The following is a 22,545-nucleotide window of genomic DNA, read 5'->3' on the forward strand; positions in this document are numbered from 1 at the left end:
ATAAGATGAATTATATCGTGGAACCCGGATGGGCAAAAGAAAACTTCAATGATCTTCTTATCATCGATTGCCGATTTTATTTACAGGACCCGTTAAAAGGAAAGCAGGAGTATGGAATCGAACATATACCCGGTGCCCACCATTTTGACCTTGATCTTGATCTTTCCGGGCCAAAGGAGCAGCACGGAGGAAGACATCCATTGCCCCCATTGGAAAAGCTTCTGGAAAAGTTGGAAGAGGTGGGAGCGACAAACGAGAAAAGGATTCTTCTTTATGATGCCCAGAATGGTGCCATGGCTTCCCGACTCTGGTGGCTTCTCACCTACATGGGGCATAGAAGGACCTTCATTCTTAATGGCGGCTTTGACAACTGGAAGTGTAAGGGGTACCCTGTGACTGATGCTTTGCCGGATGTTACTCAAAAAGGGCATTTCCAACCCAATCTGCAGAAGGATATGGTAGCGACTGCCCAAGAAATATTTGCCAACCTGCCAAGCATTGAAAGAGGGGAACGCTATTTGATCGACTCCCGGGAGCAGAAGCGGTACCTTGGAATTGAAGAACCGATTGACCATAAGGCTGGCCATATACCCGGTGCACGAAACTTTTTCTGGGGGGACAATCTAATTGGTGACCAATGGAAGAATCTGAACGCATTGAAAGATCGCTTCTCCTATTTGGATCCTGAAAAAGAAGTGATTGTCTATTGCGGCTCAGGAGTGACAGCATGCCCCAATGTGTTGGCACTTAAAGAAGCGGGCTTCACCAATGTAAAGCTTTATCCAGGCAGTTGGAGCGATTGGATCAGTTATGAAGACTTCCCAATTTCCGATAAGTCGAGAAAATAATTACCTCTCATGTAAAAGCCTCTCCCATCACAAACTATAAAAGACCAATTAGTGATAGGGGGTTTTACGATGGGTCGTACGAAAAAAGGAAATGCCAATGCACAACGCAACAATAACGCAAAACAAAAAGGCACAATGAATACCGAGTTTGCTTCTTATGCGGAATATGAAGCGGCCAAGATGACCAATAAAAAGAATCATTAATCTAATGGTTTTTGGAACACCTATGACTAGCAAGTTGAGTTCCTTATAGGGAAAGCCTGATCTAAGCGAAAAAATGCTGGGTCAGGCTTTTTACATTAGATTCCATTCTCCCTCCCTTAAAAGTGCGACAGAAATATGGTATAATCAAAGTCGCGTAAACGAGAGGAGAAGATCAGATGAATAAAAAAGTACTTCTAATAGATGGCATGGCCTTATTATTTCGTTCCTTTTTTGCAACCAGTGTGTATAACAGGTTCATGTATACCTCCAATGGAATTCCCACAAATGCGGTGCAGGGCTTTGTGAAGCATATGATCTCATCCATGGAAGCATTCAATCCGACACATGTTGTATGCTGCTGGGATATGGGAAGCAAGACATTCCGTACCGAAATGTTTGATGAGTATAAGGCAAACCGCCCGGCACCACCTCAAGAACTGATTCCCCAATTCGATCTGGTTAAAGAAGTGGTAGAAGCTTTTGATATCCCGAATATTGGACTTGCTGGCTATGAAGCGGATGATTGCCTTGGAACGTTGGCAAAAGACTACAGCCAGGAGGCGGAAGTCATCATATTAACTGGGGACCAGGACGTTCTGCAGCTTATCACCGAGAATGTGAAAGTGGCACTTCTCCAAAAGGGTTATGGCAACTATGAAGTGTTGGATGAAAATGGATTCTATGAGAAAAAAGGGCTCACTCCTCGTCAGCTGATTGACCTGAAAGCAATCATGGGCGACTCTAGCGACAATTATCCTGGAGTAAAAGGGATTGGAGAAAAGACGGCATCCAAACTGTTGATGGAGTTCCAGACAGTGGAAGGGATTTTGGAAAATATCCATTCCCTTACAAAGAGTCAACGTCAGAAATTTGAAGATAGCCTCGAGTTGCTGCACCTTTCGCGGGAACTTGCAACCATCAAATGTGATGTGCCGATTTCATGTGACCTTCCTTTGGCCACTATTACCATCGACCGCACCAAGGTCATGACCAAATTCGAAGAGTTGGAGTTCAATGGACTTCATACATTTGTCAGCAGAGTATGTTAATAGCAAAGAAGATGATTCACGAATGAGTCATCTTCTTTTTTATTTTATTAACATGATGTCATTGAACAGCCACTTATCTTTTGGTGTTGCTCTTTTTTGCATTGTTTTCAAGTTTGGACTTCGGTTCCTCTGAAAACTCCTGTCCATATCCCTGTGGGTTTACACCTGGTGCTGCTTTTCCTCGGTTTGCTGATTTGTTTCTGCTCATTCTCTCACCTCCATTGCTTCTAGTTTTCCTTTTTTGCACAATAAATATGTTGCATACAAGTACACTTCCCATTGAAAACTAATGAAGAGGTGATGGATTTGAACAGAGCACTAAAGATTGCACTGAGTGCGATTATGCTTGCCCAATTCATAAAAATACCAATTAAATATAAACGGACCGGAAGATGGGAATGGAGCACCTTTTTTGAAACCGGAGGAATGCCAAGCTCCCATTCAGCAGGTGTATCCGCCCTTGCTACCTTTATCGCGATCAAAAGGGGATTCAGAACCGTGGACTTTGCACTTTCAAGCATCTTTGGACTGATTGTGATGTATGATGCCCAAGGGGTTCGGAGACAAACAGGAGAGATTACCCTGGCAGTCAATGATTTGGCTGAAAAGCTGGATAAATTGGAAGGTAACCCTGAGAAAAATGTCCATGATAAAATTGAAAAACGCTTGAAGGAGCGGTTGGGACATCAGCCGGAGGAAGTCATCGGGGGCGCGCTATTCGGGGTCCTTCTCGGTGTTTTAGGGATATTATTTTTACCGAAAACCAATAAATATGATTGGCTGGAAAAACTTTAATAGGCATCCGACAAATTTTGCGGTAAGATAAATATAGATGATTGATTCGAATAAGGATGGATTTCTAATGAAAAGTACATTAAGTACAGAAGAATACATTGAACAGCTTACCGCAAAAGGATTTGTCTTCCGCGAGGATTCACTTGGGTTCATAGAATTTGGAAAGCACTATACTGCAAGTTCAGATTATTTAGTGAATGTGGCCATCGAGATCACCCTTATGGCACAAAAGCAGTTTGATGGCAGCTTTTTCGTATCTTTATTGGAAATGTTGAAAGCTGAAAAAATCGAAACAAAGCATGCGGCTTTTCAATTGGTGAAGGACAAGCATATTATGTAACTTTTAGCTCTTCATCCTGATGATGAAGAGCTTTTTGTTTATGGATTATTAGTGAAAGGCTCTTCATGAAGTCGATGAAGAGCTTTTCGGAGCCGGATCTGGGGTAAAAAGCTCGTCATAATGTCGATGAAGAGCTTTTCGGAGCCGGACCTGAGATAAAAAGCTCGTCATAATGTCGATGAAGAGCTTTTTGGAGCCAAACCTGAGATAAAAAGCTCGTCATAACGTCGATGAAGAGCTTTTCGGAGCCGGACCTGAGGTAAAAAGCTCGTCATAACGTCGATGAAGAGCTTTTCGGAGCCGGCCCTGAGGTAAAAAGCTCGTCATAATGTCGATAAAGAGCTTTTTGGAGCCGGACATGGGGTAAAAAGCTCGTCATAACGTCGATGAAGAGCTTTTTGAAGCCGGACCTGGGGTAAAAAGCTCGTCATAATGTCGATGAAGAGCTTTTCGGAGCCGAACACGAGTAATAAGCCTGTCATCACATGGTTTAACATCTTCTCAAAACAACAATTAATCCTTATTCTTCAGTATCGCTTTCCGTGATAGTTCATCTGCCACTTTGTTCTGTTTGCTTGGGATCCATTTGATGAAAAACAAGTCAAATTCATCTACAAGCTTCAGTGATTGTTCAAGGAGCTGGCGATAGGGCTCATTCTTGGCAAATCTCTTCTCCACCGCGGCCTCCACAGCCTGGGAATCCGTCCTGAAAGACACAATTGTATAGTTCTGCTTCCGGCAGATTTCCAATGCATGAAGGAGTGCATGGAATTCCGCCTCATGGTTGGACATATTCCCAAGTGGTATGGCATACTGCTCTGCGCCGCCATGACCTTTAATGAATATACCGGCTCCAGAGGGTCCCGGGTCCCCAGCACTTGCTCCATCTATGTATACTTCAATCATGTTCTCTCTCCCTTTACAAACATATTCTAAGCGTTCCTGTGATAAGATAAGAATACACAACTTAGTTCCGTTAGGAAAGTTTGAAGAAAAGGATTATTGCCCTGATTCGCCGGGTACAGGTGGGGTATAATCCTGTATAAAAGTTGGAGAGGGGCATAACGCGTGAAAGTGACGGTCGAATGGCATTACCAAACACCCAGACATATAGAGACCATATTCCGAAGCGAGGAAATGGATAGCAGGCTTGCTCTGCGCCTCGCCGAGGACCTCGAAAAAACGGGAAGAGTGAAACAGCTATATTTCCACGATCAAAAAGGGGAAGAATGGACGAAAAAAGAGCTCCTGAAATGGATCAAACAAAGTGAAGAAGGTATCTCGGAAGTTACCGCATTTTTCGATGGCGGATATGATGTGGAAACTAGGCTGGCCGGAATCGGAAATGTCGTGTATTATAATCAGAATAGAAAAGACTATAGATACCGGATCAATGCCCGCTTGGAGGAACTGGAGTCCAACAACGAAGCGGAATACGCAGCCTTTTATTATCTGGTACAGCAGCTTGAGCACCTCGGGGTGAGGGCGATGGAAGTGACGTTCAAAGGTGATTCACTCGTAGTCCTGAACCAGCTATCCGGGGAATGGCCATGCTATGACGAACTTTTCAACCGTTGGCTGGACAAAATAGAAGAGAAGCTGAAGAGCCTTAAAATAAGACCGGTTTATGAATCGGTAACCCGAAAAGAGAACGAGGAAGCGGATAGACTTGCCCGGCAGGCACTCGAAGGAACACCAATAGAAAGCAATCTGTTATTGTAGCTAAGGAAGTGACGATGTTGATAAATCGTAAGAAGATATTGATGGAAGTTGGTGAGATTTTAGACAAATATTGTACGGAATGCTTGGTCAAGCAAACCCTGCGAAAGGATTATGGCAAGAACCATGCCCAGTCCTTCTGCATCAACGAATGTACAGTAGGTGCTGAAATTAAGATCCTCGGAGATCAATTGGTTCACAGGAATGAATAAGTTTCCATAGGCACATGATTGGCTGGGGCAATAGCTGATTGTGTGCTTTCATCTGTAAAGAAAAAAGGGAGTCATCCCATTTAAGGATAACTCCCAGACACTACTCGGTTTATTTCTTTGCCTCGGAAAGCTGATGCTCGCATTGAGCCAATGTCAGTTCCGCATTTTGGAGGAAGTCGGTATCCATCCCTGTTCCTTGGCTTTTGGCGTCATTCAATAGGCTTCTTGCATTGGAAATTGCCCGTTCGGCATGCTCCATCGATTCCGGATCCATGCTCATGGTCGCGGAGCCCACCATCTTCTCGGCGGATTGAATGGATACTTCCACCTGCATTAGTTCATTATATCCTGTGTGAATATCGTTTGATTGATTATTGTCCATCATTACGCCTCCTTCTGTTGTTAGAATCGCTCAGAACAAAGGAAGATATGCATAGATGAACAGAAATTTATCAAAAGAAAAAAGAGGCCATTGCAGCCTCTTTCCAAAACTTATATGTGTTTGCTCGTTAGATTATATTTTCGTAACGTTTGCAGCTTGTGGTCCACGGTTACCTTCTACGATTTCAAAAGAAACCTCTTGGCCTTCTTCCAAAGACTTGAACCCGTCACCTTGGATTGCTGAGAAGTGTACGAATACATCGTCTCCGCCTTCTACTTCGATAAATCCGAAACCTTTTTCATTGTTGAACCATTTTACTTTACCGTTTTGCATTGTTTCTTTTCCTCCTAAAAATAGCGCACCATGTGCTTTGAAAGTAGATTATCATTGTCCTCGCTACTCTTGAAAAAGAAAGCGGTTAAATGACACTTTCACTATACAATATATGCCTGATCAAGGTCAAGAATTCTAAAAAATACGTGTGCTAAACCTTTTCTTTTCTCATAAATTAAATAAAAAGGGAGGATTAGCTATGCTGAGAACCACATACGGGAACCAAGAAGTCATCCTTCGTATAAAACCGAATCTTTCACGCTACTCTATGGATGATAATAAGATCTATGAGGCCCTGCTACAGGCTATGGGAACCATTTTTCATTTGGAGAATTTCGTTTTAAATGTGGAAGAAAAGTATTTGATAGTAGGGGATACACAACAAAGTGCCTATCCATTGATTACAGTCCTTCAAATTGTCCCGATCCGTAATATGGTCACTCTGTAAAATCCTATACAAACAAATGTTTTCCTTTTATAATAAATGGAGGAAAGGATACACTTTCCTGCATTTATTTTGTTTTAGAGCGGAGTGAAGCATGTTGTGAAATTGATTATTGCGGAAAAACCTGACCAAGGATTAAAGCTGGCTGCTCCATTTTCTCCGAAGAAAAGAGACGGCTATGTGGAAATCCCTCCTCAACCGATGTTTCCGGACGGTGCACTATTGACCTGGGCTGTTGGACATCTTTGTGAACTGTTGTCCCCGGAAGAATATGATCCCTCATGGAAGCGCTGGTCCTTACAAACTCTCCCCATATTACCCGACCAATTCCAACACAAAGTATCAAAATCCAAATGGAAGCAATTTAAGATTGTCAAAGAGCTGATTCACAAAAGGGAAGTAGATGAAATCATCATGGCAGGCGATGCCGAGCGCGAAGGGGAGGCCATCATCCGTATCATTTTGACAGTGGCCAAATGTAATAAACCCTTGAAGCGACTATGGATTTCCTCCCTCACACCAAAGGCGGTCCAAAACGGGTTTGACAATCTACTTGAGGAAAAGCAGACAAGAAGCATCTACCATGAAGCACTAAGCAGATCATGTGCAGATTGGCTGATCGGGATGAATGCTTCACGAGCTTACACCCTTCTTCTTCAGCAAAAAGGGGTGTCTGATGTATTCTCAACTGGCAGGGTTCAGACACCGACACTGGCACTGATTGTCAAAAGAGAACTGGAAATTGAAAACTTCCAATCCAAGCCCTTTTGGGAAGTTATGGCGACATTCAATATGGAATGCAAAATGTATAAGGGAAAATGGCACAAGGATGGTGAATCCAGACTCGAGGACCCGGAGCTTGCCAAAAAAATTGTGCAATTCTGCAACGGAAAAGATGCCAGAATAGACACGATTGAAAAGGAAAGAAAAGAGTTCCTGCCGCCATTTCTTTTTAATCTATCATCCTTACAGGCCACGGCGAACAGCATGTACAAGTTCTCTCCGCAAAAAACGCTGGAGATTGCCCAGAAGCTTTACGTAAAAGGCATCATTTCATACCCGCGTTCCGACTCTAGCTTTGTTACGAAGGAAGAGGCTTCCATGTTCCCGGAAACACTGCAGAAGCTAAGCCAGTACCCGGCATTCAAGGAGTATTTTCCGTTGCCGTTCCAATCGGTCATGAACAATAAAAGAGTCGTGAACGATAAAAAGGTGACCGATCACTATGCCATTATTCCAACCGAGCAAGTGAAAGATCCATCCAAGATGTCACCCGAAGAGGATAAAATTTATTCACTTATCGTGAAAAGGCTCATCGCATCACATTATGATAAAGCCATCTTTGACTATACGACCATCCATACCCTGGTGGAGGAGAGAGCGACCTTTCTTTCGAAGGGTAAGGAAGAAGTGCAGTCAGGCTGGAGAAAAGTGATCTATGACAACAAGAAGGAAAAGGAAAGTGATGAGGACGAACAGAATCTTCCTTCTCTTCAGGACGGAGAAAAAGGGTCCGTGCATGAGGTGAAGGTGAAGGACGGCAAGACGCAGCCTCCTAAAAGATATACGGAGGGCCAGCTTATTACAGTCATGAAGACAGCTGGAAAACACCTCGACGACGGCGAACTGACAAAGGTTCTGAACAAAACGGAGGGCTTGGGTACGGAGGCGACCCGGGCAGGCATCATTGGTGTATTGAAGGATCGCAAATACATCGAGGTAAGGAAGAACCAGGTATTCGCAACCAATAAAGGAAAGCTTCTCATCCAGTCGATTGGACCAAGCATACTTGCCAGTCCGGAAATGACCGCCAAATGGGAGCAGCGCCTGCATGAAATTGGAGAAGGAAAAGCATCCCCAGAGGAATTCATGGAACAGGCTAAAAAGCTTTCCCTTAAACTGATTGACGACGCCCAAAAGCAAAGCGCGGAATGGTCCTTTGAAGGCATGGATCTCAGTGAATTCAAAAGGGAAAGAGTTGGCAGAAAGGGACGAGCATCGGTTGGAACTAAAGTCGGAAAATGTATGAAATGTGACGGAGAAGTGGTGGATAAAGGGACGTTCTATGGCTGTTCAAACTACAGCAAGACTCAATGCAATTTTACCATCTCCAAAAAAATCCTTGGTAAATCTATTTCTGCCACAAATGCCAAAAAGCTATTGTCCGGCGGAAGAACAGATGAAATCAAAGGTTTCAAAAAAGGGGAAAAAGTCTTTAATGCTGCTTTGGAATGGAAAGAAAATCGAGTGCAGTTTGTGTTTGAGAAGTAGGATACTTTTGGGAGGGTCATTTCGATGTTTCATAAAGTTATAGGGGAACAGGAGCAACCGGATGTCTCAGTGAAGATGAACTATAGGGAAGCTGTCAGGGCAGTCGTAATGGAAGACGACAATATTCTGCTTGTCCGATCTAACCTGGGAGTTTATAAATTACCTGGTGGAGGAGTCGAGGCTGATGAAAGCCATGAGCAAGCACTATCCCGTGAAGTGAAGGAAGAGACGGGTTATCCTGAAACCATCCTTCTACGGAAAATAGGAGTCGTTATCGAACGCCATTTGGATGCGCTTGGTGCAGATGCCATATTTGAAATGACCTCCCACTTCTATCTTTGCAGGTTAATAACCAAATCCTAGCCGATTACGAGCATGAACATGAGTATTCTCCGGAATGGGTGGATATTAAAAATGCAATTTCTCAAAACAATAAAGTTCTTCAACAATCGGATCACAGATGGATCCATCGTGAAAATTTTGTCCTGGAAGAATTGTATGGCAAGCGTGTATTTTTCGAGTCAATATTAAAAAACGCTCAGACGTAAGAGTCTGGGCGTTTTCACTGTAATTCTATTTTTCCAATTGATTCTGCATCAATTGGGCAATCTCCTGGGAATCATATGCGTTCTGCTTTTTTAGCCTAGCGATGACTTTTTCTTTCCGTTCCTTGGAGTGGTGCTGATTCAGCTTCCATTTCCCTTCAAGTTTATCTACCGTTAAGCGAATTCCGACAATCCCGTTCAACATACTGTCCACGGTTTCTTCATGTTCTTCAATCTTCCACGGGGCTGCAAATTCCCCTTCATAGAAATCTGTTGCATTTTTTAGAATATCCTTCAGTGATTGAGAGTCCGTCAGAACTTCAACTTGTCCATGTGCATGTGCACTTACATAATTCCATGTTGACACCGTTCCAGGCTCCTCGTACCAGCTGGCGGAAATATACGCATGTGGACCTGTGAAAACAGCTAATGCTGTCTTGCCCTCCAGTGTCTTCCATTGCGGATTTGCTTTTGCCATATGGGTTACCAAGGTGATGCTTTCTTCGGCCTCTTTTACGATAAAAGGGAGATGTGTCGCTGTCGGGTGATCACCGTCCTGTGAAAAAAGGACTCCGAAACTGTTATGACGGATAAATTCAATGATTTCATCCTGCTTTTCATTTTTGAATTGTTTTGGTATGTACATGATGGAAGGTTCACCCCGGTTTGCTTGATATTATTATATTTATTATAAAGGATTGTAACTAGGAAGGGGGACAAAATAAGAATACAATCGAAAATAAAAAAGCACGCGGCAATCACCTAGCCGCATGCATTCTCCACTATCCTTTATAACTCCGTTTTGTCCTTCTGGTCTTTATTGCGCTTATTGCCCTTACTATTATCACCAGCAACATGCTCGCTGGAGTTGATACTGTCCCCGGTAGGACTGTTCTGGTTTTTGCTTCCACCATGGTTATATTTCTTTGTCATATTAGATTCGCTCCTTTAAGAAAATGTAGGTAACTGATCCAAATTGTTGGTAGGGTCGCCGTCTGCATTGCCCCGGATATACATCTCGCCATCTTTCCCTTTGAATACATTGGCACCGAGAATCGCACCATTATTGACGGCCAATAACGCTTCTTCATAGGAGATTACGTTGCCGGAAGAAGTTTTAAACTTTACAATGTCTCCATCTCCGTTCTTTTGAACAGCAACGAAAGTTTCGCTCATCCTGCACACCTCCTTTTCTTTATGCTACTAATCTGTCCCAGAAGAACGAATTTATTCTAAAAGAAAAGAAGAGGATATTCCGGAGAACATAGAGAAATAAAAAGAGGAAAGGCAGGCTGAATAAACATGAAATCATTTGACTGGAATCAGGAAACAGAAAAGAAATGGAATGAGAATGCCGATTTCTGGCATGAAAATAGTGAAAATATGTGGCTAAAAGGGAGCAGGAGCACCATCATCCCTTTTATTGGAGAAAAATTGCCTGAAGGCTCGCACATACTTGACGCAGGCTGCGGAGACGGTTTTGGTTCCTACCTACTTGCTGAAAACTCCTACAGGGTAACAGGAATAGATATAGCGGAAAAGATGATTTCCCATGCAAGTGAAAAGCGGAAACACCAAAATGTAACCTTCCAGAAGGGGGACCTGACCAAGCTGCCTTTCGAAAGGGGTCAATTTGATGCGGTAATGGCCATCAACTCCATTGAATGGGTTGAACAGCCACTAGACGTCCTAGGAGAATTCCAGAGGGTTACAAAGGAAAAAGGTTTTCTGTTTCTGGGACTTCTTGGGCCGACTGCCGGACCTCGTGCAAACAGTTTTCCAAGATTATATGGAAATAAAGCGATTTGCAATACGATGATGCCCTGGGAATTCGAGCAGCTGGCACAGGAAAATGGCTGGGAACTTTTAGACGGGATTCCCGTATATAAGGAAGAAGCGAAAAAGGTGGATGTGACAGGTCTTCCTAGACACCTGAAGCAGGCATTGACGTTCATGTGGGTGTTTATGCTGCAAAAAAGATAAAGGGGCGTGATTGTATGTCAAAGTACTCCATCGATCAGTTTATCCAAAAAAGCAAGCAGGTTGATAAGGGGCAGGGGCTGTTCGAGCTTGAAACGGAAAGAATTCTGGAAATCAACTTGGACGGGGAGATCTGGGCCAAAATGGGTTCGATGATTTCCTATGATGGAAAAATAAAATTTGAAAGAGAAGGAATCCTGGAGCACGGATTGGGTAGGCTCGTTAAAAAAGCATTTACCGGAGAAGGTTCTCAATTGATGAGGGCAACGGGTTCCGGTAAACTTTATGTTGCCGATCAAGGAAAGAAGATTACCATATTGGATCTTCAGGGGGAGAGCATCTTCATCAATGGGAATGACCTCCTTGCATTTGAAAAAGGCTTGGACTGGGATATCAAGCTGATGAGGAAAATTGCCGGCATGATGGCAGGTGGACTATTCAATGTCAGGCTTGAGGGGGAAGGAATGGTGGCGTTCACCTCCCACTATGAGCCACTGACACTGATGGTTCATCCTGGACACCCGGTCTACACGGATCCAAATGCAACAGTCGCCTGGTCTGGAAATCTTGAACCGGAATTTGTCACTGATATCCAGCTGAAAACGTTTTTTGGCAGAGGAAGCGGCGAGTCGATTCAGATGAAATTTTCAGGAAGCGGCTTTGTGGTCGTTCAGCCATATGAGGAGGTTGTTTATGCGCAAAATACTCAAAGTTAATCCGTAGTGAATATCTTAAAAAGCAGATAGGCAAAACCTATCTGCATTTTTTCGTTTAGACGGATTTTCTCCATGCACAATCAAGGGAGATCTTTTCACTTTCCTCTATAACGTCATCGATAATCGTGTTTGATGCATAAGGAAGATGTAGATTTTGCAGGGAGTCTTTTATTACTTGTTGTAGTTTAGGGTCTTCGAGCAACATAATTACGGCTTCAAGCAATCTTTCTTTTTTCTCCACCAATATTGCCGCAACCTTTTCCTGAAAGAAAAAGGCATTTTCTTTTTCCTGACCAGGAACAGGTTTGTACAAAATAACCGGAGTTCCAATGGCACATATCTCTGAAAGGGTAATGCCGCCTGGCTTTGTCACAATACAATCGGCGATCCTGAACAGTTCATCAATCCTTTCCACAAACCCGTGTGATTGAAATTTGGCAGGATGCAAAGATTCAAATGCCTCCAATTCTTTTTGCAGCATCTTGTTGTTTCCGCAAACTACAAGTATTTGATAATTTGTTGTGGAAAGAATATCTTCACAGATCTTATATATATCTTTCAACACACCATGTGCCCCCGCAAGTATTAGCAAAAGCTTTGTGTTTCTATCTACCTTATATTTTTCAATAATTGGTTCAAGGGGAGGGTGGTATTCGAAGTTGGAGCGGATCGGAATGCCACTGACCATGATTTTTTTGTCATGGATATTTAACTTCAGAAGTTCTTCTTTCAGACTAGGAGTTGCAACATAATACTTATCTACTTCACTGTGCAGCCAAAGTCGATGCAGACAAAAATCCGTCAGTATAGTGAAAGTAGGGATGAAGATACCTGTTTTCTTACGGAATTCAGGTACTGCATGGATTGGGAACGTGTTGATGAGAATGTCCGGCTGTATTTCATCGATCAGCAGACTGAGACGGTTTAAACCGTAATAGGCATACCATCTCCAGAGTTTTTTATCGTAAACTTTATTCGTACCATAGTAAAAAAGGCGATACATCTGTTTTCCGACTGTAAAACTCTTTTTATAGAGCTTTTCTGTAACTTCAGTGACAGCAGGATGCGATTCGGAATAGAGATTACAGATTGTCACATCCTTTATACCCTTGCTGATACAAGTCTGTTGCAGTGAATGAGATACTTGCAAATGTCCATTGCCATATGCAGCAGTCAGTATCAAAATTTTCGGGTTGTTACGTATCATGAATTGACCTCCCTAAAAGGTGTTTTGGCCTTCCTCTTTAACGTAGCACCCATATGTAAGACTAGTATGACTGAATGTTAAAATTCATCTGAAATTTTGTTAATATTCTGTAAATGTGATAGGTGGTTTGATCATAAGTAGTTGAATCAAAAAGTGGTACAATAACGAGTAGGGAAAATATTATTATTATTTGGTGGGGGAATGAATGTGAAGCATACAAAAACGGCTGTGCCGTCTGATATTGAGATAGCACAACAGGCATCCATGAAGAAAATTTTCGAAATCGCAAATGGATTGGACATCGAAGACGAGGAGCTCGAGCCTTACGGGCGATATAAAGCAAAGTTGTCCTTGAATATTTTAAAAAGATTACAACCGAAAGAAAACGGGAAATTGATACTGGTAACTGCCATCAATCCTACACCTGCAGGAGAAGGGAAATCCACTGTAACGGTAGGACTTGGGCAAGCCTTACATAAATTGGGCAAAAAAGCTGTCATTGCGATGAGAGAGCCTTCTTTAGGACCTACTATGGGGATGAAGGGTGGCGCCACTGGCGGAGGCTTTTCACAGGTTTTGCCGATGGAGGATATCAATCTACATTTTACAGGCGACCTCCATGCCATAACCACTGCTAACAATGCCCTTGCTGCCATGATTGACAACCATATTCATCAAGGAAATCAGTTGCAGATTGATACGAGAAGAATCAGCTGGAAGCGGGTAGTCGACCTAAATGACCGCGCATTGCGTAAGGTGGTTATCGGACTTGGTGGACCTGTACAGGGTGTTCCGAGAGAGGACGGTTTTGACATAACCGTAGCCTCGGAGATAATGGCGGTATTCTGCCTCGCAAAAGACCTGAACGATCTGAAACGTCGCCTATCACGTATTGTGGTGGCATACGACATTCAAAAAAAACCGATAACAGTGAAAGATCTGAATGTGGAAGGTGCACTGACACTATTATTAAAAGATGCTCTTCAACCCAATTTAGTTCAGACATTGGAGCATACGCCAGCTATCATTCATGGTGGACCTTTTGCAAATATTGCTCATGGGTGCAATAGCGTGATTGCTACACAGATGGCTGCAAAACTTGGTGACTATGTGGTGACAGAAGCAGGATTCGGTGCAGATCTTGGTGCAGAAAAATTCCTGCACATCAAGACACCGTCGCTTGGGTTCAATCCTGAGGTGGTAGTCATTGTGGCAACCATCCGTGCATTAAAAATGCATGGCGGCGTACCGAAAGAAATTCTGATGGAAGAGAATGTCGAAGCATTGTCTAATGGTATTTCCAACTTGAAAAAACATATTGAAACCATCCAAAGCTTTGGTCTTCCTTATGTGGTGGCACTAAATGAATTTGTAACAGATACAGAAAAGGAAGTTTCCTTCGTACTTGACTGGTGCAGAGAGCACAACATTCCAATCTCCTTGACACAGGTGTGGGAAAAAGGCGGAGATGGTGGTGTGGCCTTGGCAGAGAATGTTTTGGAGCAAATCGAGAAAAAGCAGACCGCATTCACACCGCTGTACAAGCAAGAGGATACTCTTGAACAGAAACTCGAAAGCATTGCAGTAAACGTATATGGTGCAAAAGGAGTTGAGCTATTGCCTGCTGCCAAAAAGCAGTTGCAGCAGATTGAGGGCGAAGGCTGGGGCAAGCTTCCAGTATGCATGGCAAAAACACAGTACTCCTTAAGTGATGATGCCAAAAAGCTTGGCAGGCCGGAGGATTTTTTCATCACCATCAGAGACCTGAAGCCTTCTGTTGGAGCAGGTTTCATTGTCGCTTTGACTGGAAGTATCATGACCATGCCTGGACTGCCAAAGGAGCCGGCTGCACTAAAAATGGATGTGGATGAAGAAGGCAAGGCTGTAGGTATATTCTAAAAGGGGAAGGGGATGAAACGAATGTTTGATCCTACTGTATTTGATAACTTGAAAGTCATTATAGAGGGAGCGATTTATGACCTTGATCTGGATGGAGAGCTTCAGGTTGTCAATCGACGAGATCTGGTCGACCTCGCTAACATGTCCAGGCAGTTTTCCATGGATATTGCCGTTTCTGCAGAAATGCTAGGAAGGGTCGAGCTGTCGAGCAACCTGGAGAATATTTCTGGTGAGCTACTAAAAAGGCTGGACAGACCGGGATGCTCAGTGACGGTATCTTTTTTTCAGGAAGTCAAAACAAGCTCGATAATCAAAGAGAAATTGGAACAATGGAAGAGAGAAATACAGGACATATGGGGAGAAAGCTGGGAGATGGAACTATCTTCAACAGAAAACCTTGATCCGAAACAGCCCTTAAAGCTTTCGGCGACCATCCGATTCGACCGTCTTTTCTACGAGGACAATATCGATGACCTAGAGGAGCTCCTCCCGTACATGATGAGCACATTGAGGTAAGCCTATTATTAGACAAAACGAATTTCCTTCCATCATAATAAAGAAAAAACAACAGAGGTGATCAGTTTGTCTATTTATGAATATACTGCCAAGAATTTAAAAGGTATTGATATTCCTTTAAGTGAGTACAGGGACTATGTGGTTCTGATTGTGAATACGGCAAGCAAATGCGGCTTTACCCCTCAATATGAAGAGCTGGAGCAGCTATATCAGGAATACCGCGACCAAAAATTTATGATATTGGGCTTCCCGTGTAACCAGTTTGGGAACCAAGAGCCCGGAAGTGAAGAGGATATCAATGAGTTCTGTCAGGTGAATTATGGGGTAACTTTTCCGATGTTCGCAAAAGTGGATGTGAACGGCGATGATGCTCATCCATTATTCGACTATTTAAAAGAGAATGCCAAAGGACTCCTGGGATCGAAGGCTGTCAAATGGAATTTCACCAAATTTCTTGTAAACCGAAATGGCGAAGTGGTCGACAGGATTGCGTCTGCCACAAGTCCCCTTAAAATGAAAAGTGATATTGAAGCATTACTATAATAATAATATTGGATACCAAATATCCATTTTGTTGAATACTATCAGAAAAATCCTTTCCGTTATGGAAAGGATTTTTGAGTATTACTATCGAATAAATAATAATACTATTATGTCAAGAAAGGAGTAACCGTTTGAAAATCATCGATGCCCATGTGCATTTTTCAGAAATAGCAAGTTTTCATGATACCGCAAAACGCCTTTCCAATCTATCGTATTCCTATGATGGGCTGCTTCAGGAATGGAGGGAGCATAATGTGGTAGGCGGAGTGGCGATGGGGGTCACTGAAACAGTACATAACGGATTTCCTGATTATCAGAGCAATACCCCTATGGGATTGGATCTGGCTGCGTCCATTCCTAAAAATCTGGTGTATTGCCCAGGAATCAACCCTTTCAAAATGGATGAACAAAATTTAAAGAACCTGGAGCTTGAATTACTTAGACCGGACGTTGCAGGTATCAAAATCTATCTGGGTTATTATCCAATTTTTGCTTATGATGAGATCTACACGCCGGTCTATAGGTTGGCAGCAAAGTATAATGTGCCTGTGGTCTTTCATACTGGCGATACATACTCCGAACGCGGCCTGTTGAAATATTCTCATCCGCTGACGCTTGATGAGGTCGCTGTAAAGAATCGGGATGTTACGTTTGTCATGGCTCATTTCGGGGATCCCTGGGTGCTTGATGGAGCGGAAGTCGTGTATAAGAACAGGAATATGTATGCAGATCTCTCCGGATTGATTGTTGGAACGGAAGAGGAAATCAACAGGCATAGGAGAACCCGGTTTCTGAACCATCTTCTGCATGCTCTTGATTATTGCGATCATTACGAGAAGCTGATGTTTGGAACCGATTGGCCTTTAATAGGAGTGGGGGCTTATATCGATTTCATAAAGGGGATCATTCCTGAAGAATTTCATCATGATGTTTTTTATCAAACGGCACTTAAGGTTTTTCCAAAATTAAAAAGTAATTTGATTGAATAATATAAAGAGAATTTAAGGGGGAAAAGTGAAATGGAGAAGATTGCTTGGGTTACAGACAGTACGGCATTTTTGGATGATGTACTAACTAACCATCCGGATGTTTACAGCATACCAATGGTCGTTTATTTTGAAGAGGACGAATATTTGGACGGAGTCACGCTTTCCTTGGAGGATTTTTATACTAAATTGGAAACAAGTCCAATTCCTCCAAAAACATCACAGCCATCTGTTGGCGCATTTGTGGAGTTGTACAATAAGCTTTCTGAGTCATATGATCGAATCATTTCGGTCCACCTTTCGAGTCATTTAAGCGGAACTGTGAGTTCTAGCAAACAGGCAGGAGAAATGGTCGATATACCTGTTCATACGGTCGATTCGAGGGTTATTTCCTTTCCCTTGTCGGCAATGCTGAAAAGAGGGGTTGAAATGCGGGAAGCCGGGACCTCTTATGAAGAGATACTCGCCCATCTGGAGGAGCTGGCAAAAAAATGTGAAATCTATGTGTTGATCGGAAGCCTCGAGCAGCTTCACAGAAGCGGAAGAATGTCAGGAGTACAGAAGCTGTTGGGCAGTCTCCTTCAGATAAAACCGATCATAAAGATTGAGGATGGAAAACTAGAAGTTTCAGAAAAAGTACGGACTGAAAAGAAAGCGTTATCAAAAATTACAGATTACTTGAAGGAGGCAGCTGCACTTTCCTCCATCAGGGAACTGTTTGTCCTGCATGGCACAAACGTTGACCAAGCTGAAGCATTAGTTAAAGAACTGCGTGAAACCTATCCGTCGATACCAATAAACGCCTTTCCATTATCTACGGCAATTGCTGTTCATGCAGGGGTGAATACAATCGGCATCTCTTGGTTTAACGAGTAATTCTAGCGATAAATCAGAAGATATTGAATGTCAGATTGATTTAAAGGGTAGCCTCCAATAACCGTGTACCCAATACTGATGAAGCGGGAAAGGGTTTCCGCACAACTGATGCTTGCAGGTTCTGATGGAGCGTGATCACTTTTGGTGATGGAAAGCACCTGATTGGTAAGAAAGTTGCATCTGATGAGAACCACATGTGTTCCTTGCCACGCAGTACCAATCTGTGTGGGGTTATGGTTAGCCATTGTTTTACCTCCTGCAAAAGCTGATTGAAAGTTGAGAGTATTACATTCTCATTTTTCAATTGGCTTTTTGTATTGTCATTTTTTTTAGCCCGTGCCCATTAATATGTATATGTGGATAGCCATATGCGGTGACTATTGGCGTTTAAGGTTTTTGCATTATAAGATTGAGGATAATCATGATAGAATAGAAAAAGTAGAAACCTTTAAGTCAGGGGAATAAGGAGTCTGTTTTTGTGATTGATAAAATAGAGAGCTTCGTACAATCAAAATTTGAACATGATGCTAGTGGTCATGATTGGTACCATATACAACGAGTGAGAAAACTGGCTGTACATATTGCCGACCAGGAAAAGGCGGATCGTGGTTTCGTAGAAATTATCGCTCTTTTGCACGATGTGTTGGATGATAAGCTGACGGTTGACAAGGTAGAAGCTCAGCTTGAACTAACTGAGTTTCTAAAGGGCCTGGCACTGCCTGAGGCTCAGATCCAAGAAATTCAGTACATTATTGAAAACATCGGATTCAAAGGCGGCAATGGAGTTATTCTTCCTAGCTTGGAAGGCCGGATTGTCCAGGATGCGGATAGGCTGGATGCACTTGGTGCAATTGGTATCGCCCGTACCTTTATGTATTCCGGTGCGAAAGGGCGTGCGATGTACGACCCACGAATAGCGGTAAGAGACTCCATGAGCTATGAACAATATCGAAATGAGCGCTCTTCCGCGGTCAACCATTTCTATGAAAAACTGTTTTTATTGAAGGATACTTTACATACAAAAACTGCAAAAAGGATTGCCGATGAGCGTCACCTCTATATGGAGCAGTTTGTTGATCAATTTTTGAAAGAATGGAATGAGATTTAACGATGAAAATGTTAATCGGGGAGAACCTCTCAAAAACCTATGTGGAAAAAGTACTGCTGGACAATGTATCATTCAGTATACAAGAAAAAGAAAGAGTCGGCTTGATCGGAGTAAATGGAACTGGTAAATCTACGTTGCTAAAAATAATCGCAGGCCTGGAAAGCTGTGACACAGGGACCATTACAACTTCTAACGACTATACGATCGGCTTTTTGTCACAAGCGCCGGAGTTAATGGATGAGTTTACAGTGATGGAACAGATTTTCAGCAAGGATACGCCTACGAATAAAGTTATTAAGCAATACGAGGCTTGCCTTGTGAAAATGCAGGAGAACCCTGCGGAAATAAGTCTCCACGAGGAGCTTTCAAAGCAACAGCTGCTGATGGATCAGCTTCAGGCTTGGGATGCCAGTGCAAATGCAAAGGCTATTCTGCACAAACTTGGAATGGATGACGTCAACCTGGTCATCGGGAATCTTTCAGGCGGACAGAAAAAGCGGGTCGCATTGGCACAAACATTGCTCGAGTCTGCAGATCTCCTAATATTGGATGAACCGACCAACCATCTGGACTTTGAAGCGATTGAATGGTTGGAAGATTATTTGAGCAAGTACAGAGGGGCAGTCCTGCTCGTAACCCATGATCGGTATTTCCTGGATCGTGTCACGAATAAGATTTTTGAGCTGCACAATGGATCTGTTTATTCCTACAATGGAAACTACGGCGACTACCTTGAAGCCAAGGCCATCCGAATGGAAGAATTGGAGAAGACCGAAGCAAAGCAGAAAAGCCTTTACCGTCAAGAGCTTGAATGGATGAGAAAAGGCGCCAAGGCGAGAACAACGAAGCAGAAGGCAAGAATCAAGCGATTTGAGGATCTTGATGAGAAAGTATCCGCAACTTCTGCCTCACAAGACCTCGAACTGATCACCGGGTCTCAGAGGCTTGGGAAAAAAGTGATGGAACTCGAGGGTGTCAGTCTCCATTATGGAGAGAAGGTCATTTTGGACCATGTGGATCTTCTGGTCAAGCAAAAAGACAGAATAGGGATAGTAGGACCGAATGGAGTTGGGAAATCCAGCCTGCTGAACGTGCTTGCAGGTAGGATCCAACCAGATAGCGGTGAGCTTGACACAGGTGTGACAGTAAGAATCGGATACTATACGCAAGAGCAGGAAGAAATGAACCTCGAACAGAGAATGATAGATTATGTGAAGGAAGAGGCGGAAGTCTTAAAGAGTGATGATGGCACTCAAACAAGCGCGTCCCAGCTATTGGAGCGATTTCTATTTCCTTCCCATTCCCATGGTACACCCATAAGAAAGCTTTCTGGGGGAGAGCGGAAAAGACTATACCTTCTTCGCATCCTTATGTCACAGCCTAACGTATTATTTTTAGACGAACCCACCAATGATCTGGACACAGAGACATTGACCATTCTGGAGTCTTATCTTGCAGAGTTCCCAGGTGTCGTCATCACGGTATCACATGATCGCTATTTTCTTGATAAAGTAGTGCAGGAGCTTGTCATTCTAGAGGGAAATGGAAAGCTGAAACGTATCTTTGGAGAGTACTCTGACTATGTGGAAGAGCAGCTTCGCAAGCGCCAGGAAGATAAAAAAATCGAGCAGGCCGTAAAGGATAACCAGCAGAGGCAAAAGCCGAAGACCTTGAAGCTGACTTACCAGGAGCAAAAGGATTGGGATGGAATTGAAGAGCGGATCATGGCGGTCGAAGAGACTTTGGAAGAGATTGAAGCGGAGATAGCCAAAGCCGGAAGTGACTATGAAAAGGTCAGCAAATGGATGAAGGCCCAGGAAGAAAACCATGAACTTCTTCAGACCCTGATGGATAGATGGGAAGAGCTTTCAGAGAAAGTGGAGCAAATAAACGCTAAAGAATAATGTCTATTCGTTTAAATGAATAAGGCTTGTATGCTACCATAGTACTATTGAATCGTGTAAAGGAGTGATCACTCGTGAGAATAAAAGCAATAGAGCCTACACCGAGTCCAAATACGATGAAGGTTATTTTGTCGGAGGAGCTGCCGGCAGGTGCCAGAAACAATTATACAAAGGACAATGCCTCCCAGGCACCGGATATCATCCAGTCCATATTGGAAGTGGAAGGTGTAAAGGGAGTTTATCATGTTGCAGACTTTCTGGCGGTTGAGCGAAATGCCCGCTATGACTGGAAAGTGATTCTTGCGGATGTAAGGAGCGCTTTTGGTGAATCGGAAGAGGACCGCGCAGAATCAGGTGACACACCACTTAGCGGGTTCGGAGAAGTGAAAGTCTTTATCCAGATGTTCCATGGCATTCCCATGCAAGTGAAGTTGACTGACGGGGAAGTGGAAAAACGAGTCGGCCTTCCAGAGCGTTTCATGAATGCAGTCCTGACTGCACGAAAAAACCAGGACAATGTGGTCTTGGAGCGGGAATGGAAAGAGCATGGAATCCGATACGGCGACCTTGAAGCCGTAGGGAATGAGATTGTGGAGGAAATTACAGCAACCTATTCGGAGGAAAGACTTCAGAACATGCTGGAAAAATCGGCATCAGGTGAAAAGCAGTCTAATATAAAGCAGAAACAAAGATACAAGGTGTCTTTGGAGATGCTTGATAATCCCGACTGGTCCGAGCGATTTGCAGCCCTTGACCAGATGGATCCGACAGAAGGGGATATCCCAGTATTGGCTAAAGCCCTTGAGGATGAGAAAGGTTCTATTCGCAGGCTGGCAACCGTATACTTCGGTATGCTGGAAGACTCTGATATATTACCTTATTTGTATAAAGCGCTGAAGGACAAATCCGTAACAGTAAGAAGAACTGCAGGTGATTGCCTATCCGATCTTGGAGATCCAGCGGCAATGTCTGCCATGATGGAAGCATTGAAGGATAAAAATAAGCTTGTCCGATGGCGTGCAGCAATGTTTCTATTTGAAGTCGGAGATGAAAGAGCATTGCCGGCTCTGCGTGCAGCAGAGGATGATCCAGAGTTTGAGGTCAGCATGCAAGTGAAAATGGCGATTCAGCGTATTGAAGGCGGGGAAGAAGCAAAAGGTTCCGTCTGGAAACAAATGACCGAACGAAACAAATAAAAGGGGGACGTAATCATGTCGATGGCATATGAAGATTATATGAGACAATTAGTAAAACCGATGAGAGATGAATTGACCAGAGCTGGATTTAAGGAACTGACTACAGGGGAAGAAGTGGAATCTTTCTTTGATAAAGTGGAAGGTACAACTTTAGTTGTTGTCAATTCAGTATGTGGTTGTGCAGCAGGCCTGGCGCGTCCAGCAGCTACCCAAGCTATCCTGCAGGCAGAGAATGCTCCTGATCATCTCGTGACCGTTTTTGCTGGGCAAGATAAGGAAGCAACGGAGAAAATGCGTGGGATTTTCGGCGATATCCCACCTTCATCCCCTTCCATGGCAATACTGAAAGGGAATGAAGTGGTCCATTTTATTCACCGTCATGATATCGAAGCGAATACGATGGAAAATATTATGACCAATCTTCAAGGTGCTTTCCATCAATATTGCAAGTGATTTTTAAAAGAATGGTGT

At 43.3% G+C, this 22,545-nt stretch carries 30 protein-coding genes; 21 read left to right on the forward strand and 9 right to left on the reverse strand.

Annotated elements, in window-relative coordinates; genetic code table 11:
* The first annotated feature begins 5 nt into the window (after positions 1 to 5).
* The 3 genes from ACQCT5_RS05540 (at position 6) to ACQCT5_RS05550 (ending at position 2,101) form a co-directional block, all read left to right on the forward strand.
* Positions 6 to 848 carry a sulfurtransferase gene (locus tag ACQCT5_RS05540; RefSeq protein ID WP_499639792.1) on the forward strand — a complete coding sequence of 281 codons (843 nt, stop codon included), beginning with the start codon at positions 6 to 8 and terminating at the stop codon, positions 846 to 848.
* A 69-nt stretch (positions 849 to 917) separates the two neighbouring features.
* Positions 918 to 1,052, forward strand: a complete 135-nt coding sequence (gene ypzF, locus ACQCT5_RS05545) for a protein YpzF (protein ID WP_386638606.1) — start codon at positions 918 to 920, stop codon at positions 1,050 to 1,052.
* A 176-nt stretch (positions 1,053 to 1,228) separates the two neighbouring features.
* Complete coding sequence (locus ACQCT5_RS05550; protein ID WP_499639794.1) at positions 1,229 to 2,101, forward strand: 5'-3' exonuclease; 873 nt, start codon at positions 1,229 to 1,231, stop codon at positions 2,099 to 2,101.
* 73 nt (positions 2,102 to 2,174) lie between these two features.
* Here the strand turns inward: ACQCT5_RS05550 and sspL are convergent, their stop codons facing one another.
* Positions 2,175 to 2,309: a small, acid-soluble spore protein L gene (gene sspL, locus ACQCT5_RS05555; RefSeq protein WP_499639797.1), complete on the reverse strand. Its 135-nt coding sequence runs from the start codon at positions 2,307 to 2,309 to the stop codon at positions 2,175 to 2,177.
* Between the two features lie 98 nt (positions 2,310 to 2,407).
* Here sspL and ACQCT5_RS05560 point away from each other — a divergent pair, with 98 nt between their 5' ends.
* Positions 2,408 to 2,896, forward strand: a complete 489-nt coding sequence (locus ACQCT5_RS05560) for a divergent PAP2 family protein (protein WP_499639799.1) — start codon at positions 2,408 to 2,410, stop codon at positions 2,894 to 2,896.
* Positions 2,897 to 2,963: 67 nt separating this feature from the next.
* Positions 2,964 to 3,236, forward strand: coding sequence for a DUF6123 family protein (locus ACQCT5_RS05565; protein WP_499639801.1), 273 nt, complete (start codon positions 2,964 to 2,966; stop codon positions 3,234 to 3,236).
* A gap of 513 nt (positions 3,237 to 3,749) precedes the next feature.
* On the opposite strand, the gene ACQCT5_RS05570 is transcribed toward ACQCT5_RS05565, so the two are convergent.
* The gene (locus tag ACQCT5_RS05570; RefSeq protein ID WP_499639803.1) at positions 3,750 to 4,142 is read right to left on the reverse strand and encodes a reverse transcriptase-like protein; all 393 of its coding nucleotides are present in this window, start codon (positions 4,140 to 4,142) and stop codon (positions 3,750 to 3,752) included.
* A 162-nt stretch (positions 4,143 to 4,304) separates the two neighbouring features.
* On the opposite strand from ACQCT5_RS05570, the gene ACQCT5_RS05575 reads away from it, so the two are divergent.
* Together ACQCT5_RS05575 and ACQCT5_RS05580 are read left to right on the forward strand one after the other, a co-directional pair.
* Entirely contained in the window at positions 4,305 to 4,958 is a 654-nt protein-coding gene (locus ACQCT5_RS05575) for a reverse transcriptase-like protein (RefSeq protein ID WP_499639804.1), read from the forward strand.
* Between the two features lie 14 nt (positions 4,959 to 4,972).
* Positions 4,973 to 5,167 (forward strand): zinc-finger domain-containing protein, encoded by a 195-nt coding sequence (locus ACQCT5_RS05580; protein WP_499639805.1) that lies wholly within the window; start codon positions 4,973 to 4,975, stop codon positions 5,165 to 5,167.
* Between the two features lie 109 nt (positions 5,168 to 5,276).
* Here ACQCT5_RS05580 and ACQCT5_RS05585 read toward each other — a convergent pair whose 3' ends face one another.
* Positions 5,277 to 5,549 carry a DUF2564 family protein gene (locus ACQCT5_RS05585; RefSeq protein WP_499639993.1) on the reverse strand — a complete coding sequence of 91 codons (273 nt, stop codon included), beginning with the start codon at positions 5,547 to 5,549 and terminating at the stop codon, positions 5,277 to 5,279.
* A gap of 132 nt (positions 5,550 to 5,681) precedes the next feature.
* Positions 5,682 to 5,882, reverse strand: coding sequence for a cold-shock protein CspD (gene cspD, locus ACQCT5_RS05590; protein WP_499639807.1), 201 nt, complete (start codon positions 5,880 to 5,882; stop codon positions 5,682 to 5,684).
* A gap of 199 nt (positions 5,883 to 6,081) precedes the next feature.
* Between cspD and ACQCT5_RS05595 the strand changes: the two genes are divergently transcribed.
* The 3 genes from ACQCT5_RS05595 (at position 6,082) to ACQCT5_RS05605 (ending at position 8,961) form a co-directional block, all read left to right on the forward strand.
* The gene (locus tag ACQCT5_RS05595; RefSeq protein WP_499639809.1) at positions 6,082 to 6,330 is read left to right on the forward strand and encodes a hypothetical protein; all 249 of its coding nucleotides are present in this window, start codon (positions 6,082 to 6,084) and stop codon (positions 6,328 to 6,330) included.
* Between the two features lie 96 nt (positions 6,331 to 6,426).
* Positions 6,427 to 8,598, forward strand: coding sequence for a DNA topoisomerase III (locus ACQCT5_RS05600; RefSeq protein WP_499639811.1), 2,172 nt, complete (start codon positions 6,427 to 6,429; stop codon positions 8,596 to 8,598).
* A 24-nt stretch (positions 8,599 to 8,622) separates the two neighbouring features.
* Positions 8,623 to 8,961, forward strand: coding sequence for an NUDIX hydrolase (locus ACQCT5_RS05605; protein ID WP_499639814.1), 339 nt, complete (start codon positions 8,623 to 8,625; stop codon positions 8,959 to 8,961).
* A 210-nt stretch (positions 8,962 to 9,171) separates the two neighbouring features.
* Here ACQCT5_RS05605 and ACQCT5_RS05610 read toward each other — a convergent pair whose 3' ends face one another.
* From ACQCT5_RS05610 to ACQCT5_RS05620, 3 genes are all read right to left on the reverse strand, one after another.
* The gene (locus ACQCT5_RS05610) at positions 9,172 to 9,789 is read right to left on the reverse strand and encodes an FMN-binding negative transcriptional regulator (RefSeq protein ID WP_499639816.1); all 618 of its coding nucleotides are present in this window, start codon (positions 9,787 to 9,789) and stop codon (positions 9,172 to 9,174) included.
* Between the two features lie 143 nt (positions 9,790 to 9,932).
* On the reverse strand, positions 9,933 to 10,076 hold the full coding sequence (locus ACQCT5_RS05615; protein WP_499639818.1) for a hypothetical protein: 144 nt from the start codon (positions 10,074 to 10,076) through the stop codon (positions 9,933 to 9,935).
* A gap of 15 nt (positions 10,077 to 10,091) precedes the next feature.
* Positions 10,092 to 10,319 carry a DUF3892 domain-containing protein gene (locus ACQCT5_RS05620; RefSeq protein ID WP_499639820.1) on the reverse strand — a complete coding sequence of 76 codons (228 nt, stop codon included), beginning with the start codon at positions 10,317 to 10,319 and terminating at the stop codon, positions 10,092 to 10,094.
* Between the two features lie 126 nt (positions 10,320 to 10,445).
* Between ACQCT5_RS05620 and ACQCT5_RS05625 the strand changes: the two genes are divergently transcribed.
* On the forward strand, positions 10,446 to 11,126 hold the full coding sequence (locus tag ACQCT5_RS05625) for a class I SAM-dependent methyltransferase (RefSeq protein ID WP_499639822.1): 681 nt from the start codon (positions 10,446 to 10,448) through the stop codon (positions 11,124 to 11,126).
* Between the two features lie 14 nt (positions 11,127 to 11,140).
* Positions 11,141 to 11,839 (forward strand): AIM24 family protein, encoded by a 699-nt coding sequence (locus ACQCT5_RS05630; RefSeq protein ID WP_499639824.1) that lies wholly within the window; start codon positions 11,141 to 11,143, stop codon positions 11,837 to 11,839.
* 55 nt (positions 11,840 to 11,894) lie between these two features.
* On the opposite strand, the gene ACQCT5_RS05635 is transcribed toward ACQCT5_RS05630, so the two are convergent.
* Positions 11,895 to 13,043, reverse strand: coding sequence for a diglucosyl diacylglycerol synthase (locus tag ACQCT5_RS05635; protein WP_499639995.1), 1,149 nt, complete (start codon positions 13,041 to 13,043; stop codon positions 11,895 to 11,897).
* Between the two features lie 204 nt (positions 13,044 to 13,247).
* On the opposite strand from ACQCT5_RS05635, the gene ACQCT5_RS05640 reads away from it, so the two are divergent.
* The 5 genes from ACQCT5_RS05640 (at position 13,248) to ACQCT5_RS05660 (ending at position 17,866) form a co-directional block, all read left to right on the forward strand.
* Entirely contained in the window at positions 13,248 to 14,945 is a 1,698-nt protein-coding gene (locus ACQCT5_RS05640) for a formate--tetrahydrofolate ligase (RefSeq protein ID WP_499639826.1), read from the forward strand.
* A 12-nt stretch (positions 14,946 to 14,957) separates the two neighbouring features.
* On the forward strand, positions 14,958 to 15,461 hold the full coding sequence (locus ACQCT5_RS05645; protein ID WP_499639828.1) for a hypothetical protein: 504 nt from the start codon (positions 14,958 to 14,960) through the stop codon (positions 15,459 to 15,461).
* A gap of 66 nt (positions 15,462 to 15,527) precedes the next feature.
* Positions 15,528 to 16,004, forward strand: a complete 477-nt coding sequence (locus ACQCT5_RS05650) for a glutathione peroxidase (protein ID WP_499639830.1) — start codon at positions 15,528 to 15,530, stop codon at positions 16,002 to 16,004.
* Positions 16,005 to 16,135: 131 nt separating this feature from the next.
* Positions 16,136 to 16,993: an amidohydrolase family protein gene (locus ACQCT5_RS05655; RefSeq protein ID WP_499639832.1), complete on the forward strand. Its 858-nt coding sequence runs from the start codon at positions 16,136 to 16,138 to the stop codon at positions 16,991 to 16,993.
* Between the two features lie 30 nt (positions 16,994 to 17,023).
* On the forward strand, positions 17,024 to 17,866 hold the full coding sequence (locus ACQCT5_RS05660; protein WP_499639834.1) for a DegV family protein: 843 nt from the start codon (positions 17,024 to 17,026) through the stop codon (positions 17,864 to 17,866).
* 2 nt (positions 17,867 to 17,868) lie between these two features.
* Here ACQCT5_RS05660 and ACQCT5_RS05665 read toward each other — a convergent pair whose 3' ends face one another.
* Positions 17,869 to 18,111: a hypothetical protein gene (locus ACQCT5_RS05665; RefSeq protein ID WP_499639836.1), complete on the reverse strand. Its 243-nt coding sequence runs from the start codon at positions 18,109 to 18,111 to the stop codon at positions 17,869 to 17,871.
* A gap of 233 nt (positions 18,112 to 18,344) precedes the next feature.
* Here ACQCT5_RS05665 and ACQCT5_RS05670 point away from each other — a divergent pair, with 233 nt between their 5' ends.
* The 4 genes from ACQCT5_RS05670 (at position 18,345) to ACQCT5_RS05685 (ending at position 22,527) form a co-directional block, all read left to right on the forward strand.
* Entirely contained in the window at positions 18,345 to 18,974 is a 630-nt protein-coding gene (locus tag ACQCT5_RS05670) for an HD domain-containing protein (RefSeq protein ID WP_499639837.1), read from the forward strand.
* 2 nt (positions 18,975 to 18,976) lie between these two features.
* Entirely contained in the window at positions 18,977 to 20,878 is a 1,902-nt protein-coding gene (locus ACQCT5_RS05675) for an ABC-F family ATP-binding cassette domain-containing protein (RefSeq protein WP_499639839.1), read from the forward strand.
* A gap of 74 nt (positions 20,879 to 20,952) precedes the next feature.
* Positions 20,953 to 22,074 (forward strand): conserved virulence factor C family protein, encoded by a 1,122-nt coding sequence (locus ACQCT5_RS05680; RefSeq protein WP_499639841.1) that lies wholly within the window; start codon positions 20,953 to 20,955, stop codon positions 22,072 to 22,074.
* Between the two features lie 15 nt (positions 22,075 to 22,089).
* On the forward strand, positions 22,090 to 22,527 hold the full coding sequence (locus ACQCT5_RS05685; RefSeq protein ID WP_499639843.1) for a BrxA/BrxB family bacilliredoxin: 438 nt from the start codon (positions 22,090 to 22,092) through the stop codon (positions 22,525 to 22,527).
* Positions 22,528 to 22,545: the final 18 nt, after the last annotated feature.

Origin of the sequence: Sutcliffiella halmapala (genome assembly GCF_050107295.1) — a bacterium.
Taxonomy (GTDB): domain Bacteria; phylum Bacillota; class Bacilli; order Bacillales; family Bacillaceae_I; genus Sutcliffiella_A; species Sutcliffiella_A halmapala_A.

Excerpts from the sequence above, each read along its gene's own strand:
- ACQCT5_RS05570 (WP_499639803.1), bottom strand. The coding sequence starts at position 4,142 with ATGATTGAAGTATACATAGATGGAGCAAGTGCTGGGGACCCGGGACCC.
- ACQCT5_RS05580 (WP_499639805.1), top strand. The coding sequence starts at position 4,973 with ATGTTGATAAATCGTAAGAAGATATTGATGGAAGTTGGTGAGATTTTA.
- ACQCT5_RS05605 (WP_499639814.1), top strand. The coding sequence starts at position 8,623 with ATGTTTCATAAAGTTATAGGGGAACAGGAGCAACCGGATGTCTCAGTG.
- ACQCT5_RS05565 (WP_499639801.1), top strand. The coding sequence starts at position 2,964 with ATGAAAAGTACATTAAGTACAGAAGAATACATTGAACAGCTTACCGCA.
- ACQCT5_RS05640 (WP_499639826.1), top strand. The coding sequence starts at position 13,248 with ATGAATGTGAAGCATACAAAAACGGCTGTGCCGTCTGATATTGAGATA.
- ACQCT5_RS05675 (WP_499639839.1), top strand. The coding sequence starts at position 18,977 with ATGAAAATGTTAATCGGGGAGAACCTCTCAAAAACCTATGTGGAAAAA.
- ACQCT5_RS05625 (WP_499639822.1), top strand. The coding sequence starts at position 10,446 with ATGAAATCATTTGACTGGAATCAGGAAACAGAAAAGAAATGGAATGAG.
- ACQCT5_RS05550 (WP_499639794.1), top strand. The coding sequence starts at position 1,229 with ATGAATAAAAAAGTACTTCTAATAGATGGCATGGCCTTATTATTTCGT.
- ACQCT5_RS05620 (WP_499639820.1), bottom strand. The coding sequence starts at position 10,319 with ATGAGCGAAACTTTCGTTGCTGTTCAAAAGAACGGAGATGGAGACATT.
- ACQCT5_RS05660 (WP_499639834.1), top strand. The coding sequence starts at position 17,024 with ATGGAGAAGATTGCTTGGGTTACAGACAGTACGGCATTTTTGGATGAT.
- cspD (WP_499639807.1), bottom strand. The coding sequence starts at position 5,882 with ATGCAAAACGGTAAAGTAAAATGGTTCAACAATGAAAAAGGTTTCGGA.
- ACQCT5_RS05610 (WP_499639816.1), bottom strand. The coding sequence starts at position 9,789 with ATGTACATACCAAAACAATTCAAAAATGAAAAGCAGGATGAAATCATT.
- ACQCT5_RS05665 (WP_499639836.1), bottom strand. The coding sequence starts at position 18,111 with ATGGCTAACCATAACCCCACACAGATTGGTACTGCGTGGCAAGGAACA.
- ACQCT5_RS05540 (WP_499639792.1), top strand. The coding sequence starts at position 6 with ATGAATTATATCGTGGAACCCGGATGGGCAAAAGAAAACTTCAATGAT.
- ACQCT5_RS05645 (WP_499639828.1), top strand. The coding sequence starts at position 14,958 with ATGAAACGAATGTTTGATCCTACTGTATTTGATAACTTGAAAGTCATT.
- ypzF (WP_386638606.1), top strand. The coding sequence starts at position 918 with ATGGGTCGTACGAAAAAAGGAAATGCCAATGCACAACGCAACAATAAC.
- ACQCT5_RS05595 (WP_499639809.1), top strand. The coding sequence starts at position 6,082 with ATGCTGAGAACCACATACGGGAACCAAGAAGTCATCCTTCGTATAAAA.
- ACQCT5_RS05630 (WP_499639824.1), top strand. The coding sequence starts at position 11,141 with ATGTCAAAGTACTCCATCGATCAGTTTATCCAAAAAAGCAAGCAGGTT.
- ACQCT5_RS05585 (WP_499639993.1), bottom strand. The coding sequence starts at position 5,549 with ATGGACAATAATCAATCAAACGATATTCACACAGGATATAATGAACTA.
- sspL (WP_499639797.1), bottom strand. The coding sequence starts at position 2,309 with ATGAGCAGAAACAAATCAGCAAACCGAGGAAAAGCAGCACCAGGTGTA.
- ACQCT5_RS05685 (WP_499639843.1), top strand. The coding sequence starts at position 22,090 with ATGTCGATGGCATATGAAGATTATATGAGACAATTAGTAAAACCGATG.
- ACQCT5_RS05615 (WP_499639818.1), bottom strand. The coding sequence starts at position 10,076 with ATGACAAAGAAATATAACCATGGTGGAAGCAAAAACCAGAACAGTCCT.